This window comes from Micromonospora sp. NPDC049359, assembly GCF_044466585.1.
Lineage (GTDB): Bacteria > Actinomycetota > Actinomycetes > Mycobacteriales > Micromonosporaceae > Micromonospora.
This window is the reverse complement of the sequence record NZ_JBITMW010000013.1, coordinates 157,630-169,694: the sequence shown is the minus strand read 5'-3', so window position 1 is coordinate 169,694 and position 12,065 is coordinate 157,630. Positions and strand designations below refer to the sequence as shown.

14 protein-coding genes are annotated in these 12,065 nt (G+C 70.4%); 9 read left to right on the top strand and 5 right to left on the bottom strand.

Going from position 1 to position 12,065, the window contains the following annotated elements; genetic code table 11:
- The first annotated feature begins 59 nt into the window (after window positions 1–59).
- From dop to prcA, 5 genes are all read left to right on the top strand, one after another.
- Window positions 60–1,577: a depupylase/deamidase Dop gene (gene dop, locus ACIBTX_RS26850; protein WP_357170275.1), complete on the top strand. Its 1,518-nt coding sequence runs from the start codon at window positions 60–62 to the stop codon at window positions 1,575–1,577.
- Window positions 1,578–1,682: 105 nt separating this feature from the next.
- Window positions 1,683–1,898: a ubiquitin-like protein Pup gene (locus tag ACIBTX_RS26845; RefSeq protein ID WP_088948111.1), complete on the top strand. Its 216-nt coding sequence runs from the start codon at window positions 1,683–1,685 to the stop codon at window positions 1,896–1,898.
- Between the two features lie 181 nt (window positions 1,899–2,079).
- Window positions 2,080–2,601, top strand: coding sequence for an endonuclease VII domain-containing protein (locus ACIBTX_RS26840; protein ID WP_357119264.1), 522 nt, complete (start codon window positions 2,080–2,082; stop codon window positions 2,599–2,601).
- Window positions 2,520–3,359 carry a proteasome subunit beta gene (prcB, locus tag ACIBTX_RS26835; protein ID WP_357119261.1) on the top strand — a complete coding sequence of 280 codons (840 nt, stop codon included), beginning with the start codon at window positions 2,520–2,522 and terminating at the stop codon, window positions 3,357–3,359. Before ACIBTX_RS26840 ends, prcB begins: the two co-directional genes overlap by 82 nt.
- A gap of 60 nt (window positions 3,360–3,419) precedes the next feature.
- Window positions 3,420–4,250, top strand: coding sequence for a proteasome subunit alpha (gene prcA, locus ACIBTX_RS26830; protein ID WP_355053023.1), 831 nt, complete (start codon window positions 3,420–3,422; stop codon window positions 4,248–4,250).
- Between the two features lie 235 nt (window positions 4,251–4,485).
- Here prcA and ACIBTX_RS26825 read toward each other — a convergent pair whose 3' ends face one another.
- From ACIBTX_RS26825 to rfbB, 5 genes are read right to left on the bottom strand one after another with little or no spacing between them, the layout of a single operon-like run.
- Complete coding sequence (locus ACIBTX_RS26825; RefSeq protein WP_363661359.1) at window positions 4,486–5,790, bottom strand: polysaccharide biosynthesis protein; 1,305 nt, start codon at window positions 5,788–5,790, stop codon at window positions 4,486–4,488.
- On the bottom strand, window positions 5,787–6,488 hold the full coding sequence (locus ACIBTX_RS26820) for a glycosyltransferase family 2 protein (RefSeq protein WP_357119253.1): 702 nt from the start codon (window positions 6,486–6,488) through the stop codon (window positions 5,787–5,789). The genes ACIBTX_RS26825 and ACIBTX_RS26820 overlap by 4 nt, the downstream gene beginning before the upstream one ends.
- Entirely contained in the window at window positions 6,481–6,852 is a 372-nt protein-coding gene (locus ACIBTX_RS26815; RefSeq protein WP_007459918.1) for a DUF2304 domain-containing protein, read from the bottom strand. The genes ACIBTX_RS26820 and ACIBTX_RS26815 overlap by 8 nt, the downstream gene beginning before the upstream one ends.
- A complete protein-coding gene (gene rfbD / locus ACIBTX_RS26810) occupies window positions 6,849–7,736 on the bottom strand; it encodes a dTDP-4-dehydrorhamnose reductase (RefSeq protein ID WP_357119249.1) in 888 nt (295 codons plus the stop codon). The genes ACIBTX_RS26815 and rfbD overlap by 4 nt, the downstream gene beginning before the upstream one ends.
- A complete protein-coding gene (gene rfbB, locus ACIBTX_RS26805) occupies window positions 7,733–8,734 on the bottom strand; it encodes a dTDP-glucose 4,6-dehydratase (protein WP_357119247.1) in 1,002 nt (333 codons plus the stop codon). The genes rfbD and rfbB overlap by 4 nt, the downstream gene beginning before the upstream one ends.
- An 87-nt stretch (window positions 8,735–8,821) precedes the next feature.
- On the opposite strand from rfbB, the gene rfbA reads away from it, so the two are divergent.
- From rfbA to ACIBTX_RS26785, 4 genes are all read left to right on the top strand, one after another.
- Window positions 8,822–9,700 (top strand): glucose-1-phosphate thymidylyltransferase RfbA, encoded by an 879-nt coding sequence (gene rfbA / locus ACIBTX_RS26800; protein ID WP_363661360.1) that lies wholly within the window; start codon window positions 8,822–8,824, stop codon window positions 9,698–9,700.
- Entirely contained in the window at window positions 9,697–10,320 is a 624-nt protein-coding gene (gene rfbC / locus ACIBTX_RS26795) for a dTDP-4-dehydrorhamnose 3,5-epimerase (protein WP_396833145.1), read from the top strand. Before rfbA ends, rfbC begins: the two co-directional genes overlap by 4 nt.
- A gap of 68 nt (window positions 10,321–10,388) precedes the next feature.
- Window positions 10,389–11,747, top strand: a complete 1,359-nt coding sequence (gene pafA, locus ACIBTX_RS26790) for a Pup--protein ligase (protein WP_234581936.1) — start codon at window positions 10,389–10,391, stop codon at window positions 11,745–11,747.
- 67 nt (window positions 11,748–11,814) lie between these two features.
- A complete protein-coding gene (locus ACIBTX_RS26785; RefSeq protein ID WP_357119237.1) occupies window positions 11,815–12,009 on the top strand; it encodes a hypothetical protein in 195 nt (64 codons plus the stop codon).
- Window positions 12,010–12,065 lie beyond the last annotated feature (56 nt).

Genomic DNA, 12,065 nt, shown 5'->3' with positions numbered 1-12,065 from the left:
CAGTCGGACTACGCTCGACATGACGGGGACCGGGTCGGGCGAGCGAAGCGGGTAGGTCGATGAGCGTAAGACGGATCATGGGCACCGAGGTCGAGTACGGCATCTCCGTGCCCGGCCAGGCCGGAGCCAACCCGATGGTCACCTCGTCCCAGGTGGTCAACGCCTACGGGGCCCGGCCCGAACTCAACCGGGGCGGTCGCGCCCGCTGGGACTACGAAGAGGAGTCGCCGCTGCGCGACGCCCGCGGCTTCACCTACTCCGGCGCCGCCTACGACCCCGCCGAGGCCCTCGCCGACGAGGACCTGGGCCTGGCCAACGTGATACTCACCAATGGCGCACGCCTCTACGTGGACCACGCGCACCCCGAATACTCCACCCCCGAGGTCACCACCCCCCGCGACATCGTGCGCTGGGACAAGGCCGGCGAGCGGGTGATGGCCGAGGCGTCCCGCCGCGCCGCCACCATCCCCGGCAGCCAGCCCATCCACCTCTACAAGAACAACACCGACAACAAGGGCGCGAGCTACGGCGCCCACGAGAACTACCTGATGCGCCGGCAGACCCCGTTCGCCGACATCGTGGCGTACCTGACGCCCTTCTTCGTGACCCGCCAGATCGTCTGCGGCGCCGGCCGCGTCGGCATCGGACAGGACGGCGGGCAGAGCGGCTTCCAGATCTCCCAGCGCGCCGACTTCTTCGAGGTCGAGGTCGGCCTCGAGACCACCCTCAAACGCCCGATCATCAACACCCGCGACGAGCCGCACGCCGACGCCGACAAGTACCGCCGGCTGCACGTCATCATCGGCGACGCCAACCTCTCCGAGATCTCCACCTACCTCAAGGTGGGCACCACCGCGCTGATCCTCACCATGATCGAGGAGAAGGCGCTCGGCGCCGACCTCGGCATCGCCGACCCGGTCAGCGAACTGCGCGCGGTCAGCCACGACCCGTCCCTCACGCACCTCATGCGGTTGCGCGACGGCCGCCGGCTGACCGCCCTGGACGTGCAGTGGGCGTACCTCGAACGGGTCCGGTCCTTTGTCGACGACCGCTACGGCGCCGACGTCGACGAGCAGACCGCCGACGTGCTGGACCGGTGGGAGGGCGTCCTGGACCGGCTCGGTCGCGACCCGATGCTCTGCGTGGACGAGTTGGACTGGGTGGCCAAGCTGCGGCTGCTGGAGGGCTACCGGGAGCGGGAGAAGCTCGGCTGGGGCTCCCACAAGCTCCAGCTCGTCGACCTGCAGTACTCCGACGTACGCCCGGAGAAGGGCCTCTACAACCGGCTCGTCTCCCGTGGGGCGATGAAGACGCTGCTCACCGACGAGGAGGTCCGCAGCGCGATGACCGAGCCACCGGAGGACACCCGGGCCTACTTCCGGGGCCGCTGCCTCGCGCAGTACGCCTCCGAGGTGGTCGCCGCGAGCTGGGACTCGGTGATCTTCGACGTGGGCCGGGAGTCGCTGGTCCGGGTACCGATGATGGAGCCGGAGCGGGGCACCCGCGCCCACGTCGGAGCCCTGTTCGATCGCTGCGCCAGCGCCAAGGACCTGCTGGAGACGCTGACCGGCGGCTGAACGCGCCAACCGAATGCCCGCCGTGTGCCGCAAGCCGGCGCGCGGCGGGCTTTTCGTCGTCCTGGCGAGGTAAGTTCATCGCAGACGATCGTGGAGGAGGCAGCAATGGCCACTCATGACAGCGGCGGCCAGTCGCAGTCCGGCAAGTCCCGCCAGGGCGAGGAAATCGAGGACGTCACCACCGAGGCCAACCCCGAGGTGGCCGAGCGGCACGCCGAGATCACCGAGGACGTCGACGACCTGCTCGACGAGATCGACTCCGTCCTGGAGGAAAACGCAGAAGAATTTGTGAGGGGCTATGTACAGAAAGGGGGCGAATAGGGCATAGCCGGGCAAAACGGACATGCCTCTGAATGACCAAGATGGCCACCGCCGCTGCCGCGACTGCGGTGAGTGGCTCCCCCTTGATCAATTCTGCGCGAACAGCAAGCGGCCGGAGGGTCGGGGTAGCTACTGCAAGCCCTGCTTCAACGCTCGATCCAAGGCGAGCTATGCCAAGCGCGTGAAGGAGCAGCAGGGCAGGGATGTGCGGCAGTTGCCCGCGGTGCCGGAAGGGCATCGAAGGTGCCCTGACTGCGATGTCACAAAGCCCCTGGATGACTTTCCGCGTAACCGCTCCGCCCGCAGCGGCTACGGCCGATACTGCAAGCCCTGCCACAACGAGAAGGGCAAGGAGAGCAGGCTCCGACTGCATGGCGGCAGTCGCGAGTACCACCTCCAGCGGCGCTACGGCATCGGGGAGAAGGAGTTTCAGGAGCTCCTGGCCGAGCAGGACGGGGTCTGCGCGATCTGTGGCGGCGCGGACCCGCAACATCTGGACCACGATCATCGCACCGGATGGGTGCGCGGGATACTCTGCTTCAACTGCAACGGTGGTCTTGGCCAGTTCCGTGACAGTCCTACGAGGCTGGCCAGGGCGATCACGTACCTGAGAGGAACCACGTGGCAGCGGGCTTTGATCCATCCGGGCGTCTACCAGATGTGTTCACCAACGCGGGGACGTCCTCCTTCACCACGTTTCTGAGCCGGGTGGCCCCCGAGATGCTGCCCGGTCGTCGGCCGCTCCCACCGGGCATGGCCGCCGACCTGGCGCCGCACGCGACCACCATCGTGGCCATCTCGGCCGCCGGTGGCGTGGTGATGGCCGGCGACCGACGGGCCACCATGGGCAACCTGATCGCCCAGCGCGACATCGAGAAGGTGCACCCCGCCGACGCGTACTCGCTGGTCGGGATCGCGGGCACGGCGGGCATCGGCATCGAGCTGATGCGACTGTTCCAGGTGGAACTGGAGCACTACGAGAAGATCGAGGGCGCGATGCTCTCGCTCGACGGCAAGGCCAACCGGTTGGCGTCGATGATCCGGGGCAACCTGGGCGCGGCCATGCAGGGCCTCGCCGTGGTCCCGCTGTTCGCGGGCTTCGACCTGGCCGCCAGTGACCCGGCGCGCGCCGGGCGGATCTTCAGCTTCGACGTGACCGGTGGCCCGTACGAGGAGACCGGGTACGACGCCATCGGCTCCGGCTCGCTCTTCGCCAAGTCGGCGCTCAAGAAGCGTTTCCGGACCGGCGTGTCTCTCGAGGACGCGACCCGGCTCGCGGTCGAGGCGCTCTACGACGCGGCCGACGACGACACCGCGACCGGCGGTCCGGACCTGACCCGCCGGATCTATCCGGTGGTGATGACCGCTACCGCCGAGGGCACCCGCCGGTTGACCGACACCGAGACGGCGGCGATCGCCGAGGGTGTGGTCGCCGGTCGGATGGAGAATCCGGGCGGCTGAGCGCCGTCCACCCCCACCAGTCAGCAGTCGTCAGCAAGCGCCGTAAGGAGAACCGCCGCCGTGGCCATGCAGTTCTACGCCTCGCCCGAACAGATCATGCGCGACCGCTCCGAGCTGGCCCGCAAGGGCATCGCCCGGGGTCGCAGCGCGGTGGTCCTGAGCTACTCCGGCGGGGTGCTCTTCGTCGCGGAGAACCTCTCCAGCGCCCTGCACAAGGTCAGTGAGATCTATGACCGGATCGGCTTCGCCGCGGTCGGCCGGTACAACGAGTTCGAGAACCTGCGCCGCGCGGGTGTGCGGATGGCCGACCTGAACGGCCTCAGCTACGACCGGCGTGACGTGACCGGACGCGCCCTCGCCAACGCGTTCGCGCAGACGCTCGGCGCGATCTTCACCGAGCAGTCGAAGCCCTTCGAGGTGGAGATCTGTGTGGCGGAGGTCGGGGCGACCCCGGACGACGACGAGCTGTACCGGCTCACGTACGACGGGTCGGTCAACGACGAGCCGGGCCGGATGGCGATGGGCGGCCAGGCCGAGGCGATCACCGGTGTGTTGAAGTCGCAGCACCGGGCGGACATGTCCCTCGGTGAGGCCGTCCGGGTTGCGGTGCAGGCGTTGAGCACCGTCGGCGGTGAGGGTGGCGCGGCCCGTACGATCGCCGCGAACCAGCTTGAGGTGGCGGTGCTGGACCGTCAGCGGGTGGGGCGTACGTTCCGGCGGATCACGGGGGCGGCGCTGACGGCGCTGCTCGACGGTGATGTCGCGGCGGCGGAGGAGCCGGCCGAGGCGGGTGGGCCGGACACGCCGGCGCAGCCGACCACGGAGGCGCACAAGCCGACGACGTCGGCGGGCTCGGCCGACCTGGAGGACAAGCCGGCGGACGGCAAGTAGTTCCGTACGCGCACACGGCGGGCGGCCCGGTTTCCGGGCCGCCCGTCGTACGCGTTCCCCGCCCCGCTCCAGCCCGCCGATCTTGCACTTTCGGTTGACGAAAAGTCAGTTTGATGACGATTGGTCGCGACAGAAACTGCAAGATCGCCGGGCCGGAGTGGGCCGGGCTGGGCTGGGCCGGGCTGGGCTGGGCCGGGCTGGGCTGGGCCGGGCTGGGGTGGGGTGGGGTGGTGGGTCAGGGGGCGGTGGTTACTCCGGGTGCGACGGCTTCGTGGGTGGGGGTGGGGGCCGGCGCGGGGGATCGGGTGCCGCGCAGCAGGGCGGCCATGGTGGCGGCGACCACGACGGAGCCGATGGCGTAGCCGAGTTCGACCCGCAGCGCGGTGGCCACCGGCGCGAGGGTGGCGGCGACGAGCGCGGCCACGCCCACGGCCCAGGCGACGGCCTGGGCCCGGTGCCGGTCGAGGGCGAGCAGCGCCTGACCGAGGACCATCGCCCAGAGGTAGGCGAGGGTGGCCACGGCGAGCCAGGCGAAGTCACCGTGGCCGAGGACGTCGGGCGTGTCGAAGAGGGTCCGCACCAGCCACGGGCCGAGCAGGACGGCGAGCACAGCCCCGGTGAGGCCGAGCGCGGTGACGATGCCCAGGGCCCGCCGCAGGAGGCTGTTGAAGGCCGTACGGTCGCCGGTCGCGGCGGAGGTGGCGAGGCCGGGTAGCAGGGACGCCTGGAGCGAGGCGAAGACGAACAGTGGGATCCGGACGAGCACCAGCGCGGAGAGCAGCGCGCCGGCGGTGGCCACGTCGGAGGGGTCCAGCACCTTCACGTTGATCACGCCGATGTTGACGACGACCTGGGAGAGCAGGCTGGACGTGATGAGCAGGCCGAGGCCGCGCAGGAACGCGGCCCAGGCGACGGGGACGCCGCCGCCGACGGCCCGGAGCACGGGTGGGGCGGTGATCGCCACGCCGATCAGCGGGGCGGCGATCAGCACCGCGCCGAACCAGACGGGGGAGGTGACGCCGGTCAGGCCGAGCAGGGCGACGAGGGCGATGCGCAGGCCGCCGTCAACGCCGAGTTGGGTGCCGTACCAGGGGAACAGTTGCAGGCCGGAGAGCACGCCGCGAGTGGTGTGCGCGACGGCGAGCGCGGCGAGGGACCCGATCAGGACGGCGACCATGGTGCCGTCGCCGGCGAAGAACCGGTCGGTGAGCGGCCCGCGGGCGGCGATGATCAGCGCGACCACGGCGGCGAGCAGACCGGCGGCCAGGGCCGCCCCTCGGGCCAGTACCGGTCCGGGGGGTAGGCCCTGGCTGCGCCGGCCGGCGACGAGCCGGGCGACCTCCTGTTCGACGGGCATGAACAGGCCGATGCCGAAGGTGAAGACGATCGTCCAGAGCGCCGCGAGCGACGAGTAGTCGGCCGCGGTGAGGCTGTGCCCGGCGACGGCCAGGTGGACGTAGGAGGCGAGCCCCAGCAGGGCCAGGCCGGCGCCGACGGCGACGGTGCCCGGTGGGACCAGACTCAGCAGTCGCCGGATCACCGGCGAATGAGCGCCAACGTGAGGACGGCGAAGGCCCGACCGAGGTAGATCATGGCCTTGGCCGGGGAGTGGCTGGGGGTGCCGGCCATCCGCTTGCGCATCGCCACCGGCACCTGGCGGATGGTGTAGCCCCGCCGGGCGGTGTGCACGAGCGTCTCGACCGTGTCACCCAGGTATTCCACGGGATACCAGGTGGCGAACATGTCGATCACCCGGCGGTTGGCGGCCCGGAACCCGGAGGTGGTGTCGGTGAGCTTGGTGCGGGCGACGCGGGACAGCACGCCGGAGAGCATGACCATGGCCCAGCGGCGGGGGCCGCGGACGTTGTAGTCGCCCTCGCCGGCGAACCGGGCGCCGATCACCAGGTCGGTCTCGTCGAGCAGGTCGACGAGCTTGGGCACGTACCGCGGGTCGTGCTGGCCGTCCGCGTCGATCTGGATGGCCACGTCGTAGTCGTGATCGCGGGCGTACCGGTACCCCACCCGCATGGCGCCGCCGACACCGAGGTTGTACGGGAGTTTCGCGACCCGGGCGCCGGCGGCGGAGGCGACGGCGGCGGTGCGGTCGGTGGAGCCGTCGTCGACCACGAGCACGTCGACGCCGGGCAGTTCGCCGCGGACCTCGCCGACGACGTCGGCGATGGAGCCGGACTCGTTGAGCGCGGGGATGATGATCAGGACCCGCTTGCCGTTAACCATCGTGCGACACCAGTTCGTCTCGGGCCGCCCGGTCCGCGTCGATCTCGGCGCGGAGCAGGGCGAAGTCTTCTGCCAGGGTCCGGGTCTCTTCCTCCAGGGCGCTGACCTCCCAGCTGAGGTGCACGCAGACCAGCAGCAGGAAGACGATGCCGAGGAAGAGCACGAGGCTCACGCCGGACTGGACGCCGAGCAGCTCGGCGACGTTGTCCAGCAGGCGGGGGAAGAGCGACAGGGGAATGACGATCACCAGGACGCAGAGCCAGAGCATGCCGTACTTCTCGCGGAGCTGCCGGCGACGCAGCAGCTCGACGATCGTGGCCAGCAGTATCAGGCCGGTCAGGCCGGTGACGAGGGTGAGCTTCATGCGACCTTCCACGGGGCGGGTGGAGCGGGGGAGTGGAACGCGTCAACCAGGGTGGAATGCCAATCCGGAAGCGGCGGCAGACCCGCGGCCGCCCAGCGGCTGTGCCCTAGCACACTGTACGCCGGACGGGGGGCGGGACGAGGATACCTGTCGCTCGTGGTGGGTCGGATCCGGTCCGGGTCCAGACCGGCCAGGGTGAACGCGGCACGGGCCAGCCCGTACCAGGTGGTCTGGCCGGCGCAGGTGCCGTGGTAGACGCCGGGAGCGGCGCGACCGTCCAGGGCGGCGTCGGCGAGCGCGACCAGTCGCTCGGCGAGACGGTACGACCAGGTGGGCTGCCCGTGCTGGTCGTCGACCACGTCGAGGTGCTCGCGTTGGCCGGCCAGCCGCAGCATGGTCGCCACGAAGTTCGGCCCGTGCGCGCCGTACAGCCACGCGGTGCGGACGACGTACCCGGTGTCCGGCAGCAGGCGGGCGACGGCCTGCTCGCCGACCAGCTTGCCGCGCCCGTACGCGTTGACGGGCGCGGTCGGCGCGTCCTCCGGGTAGGGGGAGTCGGCGTCGCCGGCGAGGACGTAGTCGGTGGAGACCTGAACTAACCGGGTGCCGCTGGTGGCGCACGCCGCCGCGAGGTTCGCCACGCCGTGGCCGTTGACGGCGGTGGCCGCCGTCTCGTCGGCTTCCGCGCCGTCGACGTTGGTCCACGCGGCGGCGTTGATCACGACGTCGTGTCCGGCGACGGCGGTGCGGACCGCAGCGGGGTCGGTGATGTCCAGGTCGGTACGGGCGGCGGCGGTGACCTTCAGGTCGGGCCGGGTCTCCAGGACGGTGACCAGGTCCCGGCCGAGCATCCCTCCGGCGCCGGTGACGAGTAGTCGGGTCATGCGGTGGGGGCCGACTTCAGCGGCTCCCACCAGGCCCGGTTCTCCTGGTACCAGCGCACGGTTTCGGCGAGGCCGTCGTCGAGGGTGACGCTGGGCTGGTAGCCCAGCTCTTCGCTGATCTTGCTGATGTCGAGGGAGTACCGGCGGTCGTGGCCCTTGCGGTCGGCGACGGGCACGACGCGGTCCCAGTCAGCGCCGCAGGCGTCCAGCAGCCGGCCGGTCAGCTCCTTGTTGGTCAGCTCGGTGCCGCCGCCGATGTTGTAGACCTCGCCGGCGCGACCCTTCTGCTGGACCAGCGCGATGCCCCGGCAGTGGTCGTGCACGTGCAGCCAGTCGCGGATGTTGCCGCCGTCGCCGTACAGCGGAACCGTCCCGCCGTCGAGCAGGTTGGTCACGAACAGCGGGATGACCTTCTCCGGGAACTGGTACGGACCGTAGTTGTTGGAGCAGCGGGTGACGACCACGTCCATGCCGTGGGTGCGGTGGTAGGCCAGGGCGAGCAGGTCGGAGCCGGCCTTGGACGCCGAGTACGGGGAGTTCGGGGCGAGGGGCCAGGTCTCGGTCCAGGAACCCTCGTCGATGGAGCCGTACACCTCGTCGGTGGAGACGTGCACGAACCGGCCGGTGCCGTGGCGTAGCGCCGCGTCGAGCAGCGTCTGGGTGCCCAGCACGTTGGTGGTGACGAACGGCGCGGCGCCGGCGATCGAGCGGTCGACGTGCGACTCGGCGGCGAAGTGCACGATCACGTCGTGGTCGGCGACGACCTCGTCGACCACGACCGGGTCGCAGATGTCACCCTGCACGAACCGCAGGCGAGGGTCGTCGCGGACCGGGTCGAGGTTGGCCCGGTTGCCCGAGTAGGTCAACTTGTCGAGCACGGTCACGACCGCCGGTTCGAGCGGGGGTACGCCCTCAGCGTTGCCCAGGGGCTTGCCCAGCAACAGTCGAACGTACTCCGACCCGATGAATCCGGCTCCGCCGGTGACGAGGATCCTCACGGGTTCGGAAGTGTACGCGACGTTCGTCGGCGGACGTGGGACGCGACCCCCACGCACGTTCCGTAGCCGTGCCGGTAGGCTTCGCCGGTGCGTGGAATCCTCCTTGCCGGCGGTACCGGATCCCGACTGTGGCCGATCACCCGCGCGGTGTCCAAGCAACTGATGCCGGTCTTCGACAAACCGATGATCTACTATCCGCTCTCTACTCTGGTGATGTCCGGGGTCCGGGAGATCCTGGTGATCACGACACCGGAGGACCAGGACCAGTTCCGCCGGCTGCTCGGCGACGGCAGCCAGTTCGGGCTGCGGCTGGAGTACGCCGCCCAGGCGCGCCCGGAGGGCATCGCGCAGGCGTTCATCCTCGGCGCGGACTTCATCGGCGACGAGTCGGTGGCGCTGATCCTCGGCGACAACATCTTCCACGGCGTGGGGCTGGGACGGCAGCTCGCCGACCACGGTGACCCTGTCGGCGGCCGGGTCTTCGCCTACCAGGTCGCCAACCCCCAGGAGTACGGCGTGGTCGACTTCGACGCCGACGGCCGGGTGCTCTCGATCGAGGAGAAGCCGGCCCGGCCGAAGTCCCGCTACGCGGTACCCGGCCTGTACTTCTACGACAATCGGGTGGTCGACATCGCCCGCAAGCTCACCCCGAGCGCTCGCGGCGAGCTGGAGATCACCGCCGTCAACGAGGTGTACCGGGAGACCGGCGAGCTGTCGGTGACGGTGCTCGATCGCGGCACCGCGTGGCTGGACACCGGCACGTTCACCTCAATGATGCAGGCCGCCGAGTTCGTCCGGGTGGTCGAGGAGCGGCAGGGCCTCAAGATCGGTTGTGTCGAGGAGGTGGCCTGGCGGGCCGGCCTGATCGACGACAACCAGCTGCGTGCGCTGGCCGCACCGCTGACCAAGAGCGGGTACGGCGACTACCTGCTCGGCCTGCTGGACGGCAACGGGGTGTCCTGGTGAAGATCCGCGAGCTGAGCATCGAGGGCGCCTGGGAGATCAGCCCCCAGCAGCACGGCGACCCGCGCGGCATGTTCATGGAGTGGTACCGCTTCGACAAGCTCGCCGAGGCGGCGGGGCACCCGCTGCGCCTCGCCCAGGCCAACCTGTCGGTCTCCGCGCGCGGCGTGGTGCGCGGCATCCACTTCGCCGACGTACCTCCTGGGCAGGCGAAGTACGTGACCTGCGTGCGCGGAGCGGTCCTCGACGTGATCGTCGACCTGCGGGTCGGCTCACCGACCTTCGGCCGTTGGGAGGGCGTCCGGTTGGACGACACCGACCGGCGGGCCGTCTACCTCAGCGAGGGCCTGGGGCACGGGTTCTGCGCGCTGACCGACGACGCGACACTGAGCTACCTCTGCTCGGCCACGTACAACCCGACCGGCGAGCACGCGGTGCACCCGCTCGACGAGGAACTGGGCATCGAGTGGCCCGCCGACACGGCGCTGCTGTCCGCGCGCGACGACGCCGCGCCGACCCTCGCGCAGGCCCGCGAGAGCGGCCTGCTTCCGGAGTACGAGGCCTGCCGGCGGTTCGTGGCCAGCCTCGGACCCGACGGAATGTCGCACTCAGCCGGTATGTGACCATCCCTCGGGCACGACCTGTGGTGTGACAGTGACGAACCGGGCCTCTGGGCGGCTAATGTCTCATCATGGAGCGGCGAATCTTCGGCCTCGAGACCGAGTACGGCGTCACCTGCACCTATCGCGGGCAGCGGAGGCTGTCCCCGGACGAGGTCGCGCGGTATCTGTTCCGGCGCGTCGTGTCCTGGGGTCGGTCGAGCAACGTGTTCCTGCGCAATGGGGCCCGTCTCTACCTGGACGTCGGGTCGCACCCGGAGTACGCGACACCGGAGTGCGACTCGGTGACCGACCTGGTGGCCCACGACCGGGCCGGCGAGCGGATCCTGGAAGGGCTGCTCGTCGACGCGGAGAAGCGGCTGCACGACGAGGGCATCGCAGGTGAGATCTACCTGTTCAAGAACAACACCGACTCGGCCGGCAACTCGTACGGCTGCCACGAGAACTACCTGGTCTCCCGGCACGGGGAGTTCGGCCGGCTCGCCGACGTGCTCATCCCGTTCCTGGTGACCCGGCAGTTGATCTGTGGGGCCGGCAAGGTGCTGCAGACCCCGCGCGGCGCGGTCTACTGCCTCTCGCAGCGGGCCGAGCACATCTGGGAGGGCGTCTCGTCGGCGACCACCCGCAGTCGCCCGATCATCAACACGCGCGACGAGCCGCACGCCGACGCCGAGCGCTACCGGCGCCTGCACGTCATCGTCGGTGACTCGAACATGAACGAGGTCACCACGCTGCTCAAGGTCGGCACGGCCGACATCGTGCTGCGGATGATCGAGGCCGGCGTGGTCATGCGGGACCTGTCGCTGGAGAACCCGATCCGGGCGATCCGCGAGGTGTCGCACGACATCACCGGCCGCCGCAAGGTGCGCCTGGCCTCCGGCAAGGAGGTGAGCGCGCTGGACATCCAGCAGGAGTACCTGGCCAAGGCCACCGAGTTCGTCGAGCGGCGCGGCGGCGACCAGGCCGCCAAGCGGGTGGTCGAGTTGTGGGGCCGGGTGCTCAACGCGGTGGAGAGCGGTGACCTGGAGCCGGTCTCGCGGGAGATCGACTGGGTCAGCAAGCTGCGGCTGATCGAGCGGTACCAGCGCAAGCACGACCTGCCGTTGTCGCACCCCCGGGTGGCGCAGATGGACCTGGCGTACCACGACGTGCGCCGTGGCCGGGGCCTCTACGGGCTGTTGGAGCGCCGCGGCGAGGTGGACCGGGTGGCCACCGACCCGGAGATCTTCGAGGCCAAGGAGACTCCGCCGCAGACCACCCGGGCGCGGCTGCGCGGCGAGTTCATCCGGCACGCCCAGGAGAAGCGGCGCGACTTCACCGTCGACTGGGTGCACCTGAAGCTCAACGACCAGGCGCAACGCACCGTGCTCTGCAAGGACCCGTTCCGGGCGTACGACGAGCGGGTGGAGCGGCTGATCGCCAGCATGTGACGGGTCCGCCGGCCCCGACGGTGGTGTACGCCGACGGGGCCGGCACGACCGGTAGGCTGGGCGCGCCATGACGACTTCTGGACCATCCGACCCCTCCGAGCGCGGCGACGCGCGGCAGAACTGGGTCGAGCGCCGGCGGGAGAAGATCCGCGCCGAGATCGACCGCAACCGGCGCGGCGAGTACACCGTGCCGACCTGGGTGCTGGCCGTGGCGCTGGCGCTCATCGTGGGCGGCTGGCTCGCCCTGATCTTCCTCTCCTGATCCCGCCCCGCGCGGTCGCGCGTGGTGTGCCGGTGATCCCCGCCCCGCGCGGTCGC

What these genes read in the sequence shown, in the direction of transcription:
- dop (WP_357170275.1), top strand. Translation starts at nt 60, where the DNA reads ATGAGCGTAAGACGGATCATGGGCACCGAGGTCGAGTACGGCATCTCC.
- ACIBTX_RS26845 (WP_088948111.1), top strand. Translation starts at nt 1,683, where the DNA reads ATGGCCACTCATGACAGCGGCGGCCAGTCGCAGTCCGGCAAGTCCCGC.
- ACIBTX_RS26820 (WP_357119253.1), bottom strand. Translation starts at nt 6,488, where the DNA reads ATGGTTAACGGCAAGCGGGTCCTGATCATCATCCCCGCGCTCAACGAG.
- ACIBTX_RS26815 (WP_007459918.1), bottom strand. Translation starts at nt 6,852, where the DNA reads ATGAAGCTCACCCTCGTCACCGGCCTGACCGGCCTGATACTGCTGGCC.
- rfbD (WP_357119249.1), bottom strand. Translation starts at nt 7,736, where the DNA reads ATGACCCGACTACTCGTCACCGGCGCCGGAGGGATGCTCGGCCGGGAC.
- pafA (WP_234581936.1), top strand. Translation starts at nt 10,389, where the DNA reads ATGGAGCGGCGAATCTTCGGCCTCGAGACCGAGTACGGCGTCACCTGC.
- ACIBTX_RS26785 (WP_357119237.1), top strand. Translation starts at nt 11,815, where the DNA reads ATGACGACTTCTGGACCATCCGACCCCTCCGAGCGCGGCGACGCGCGG.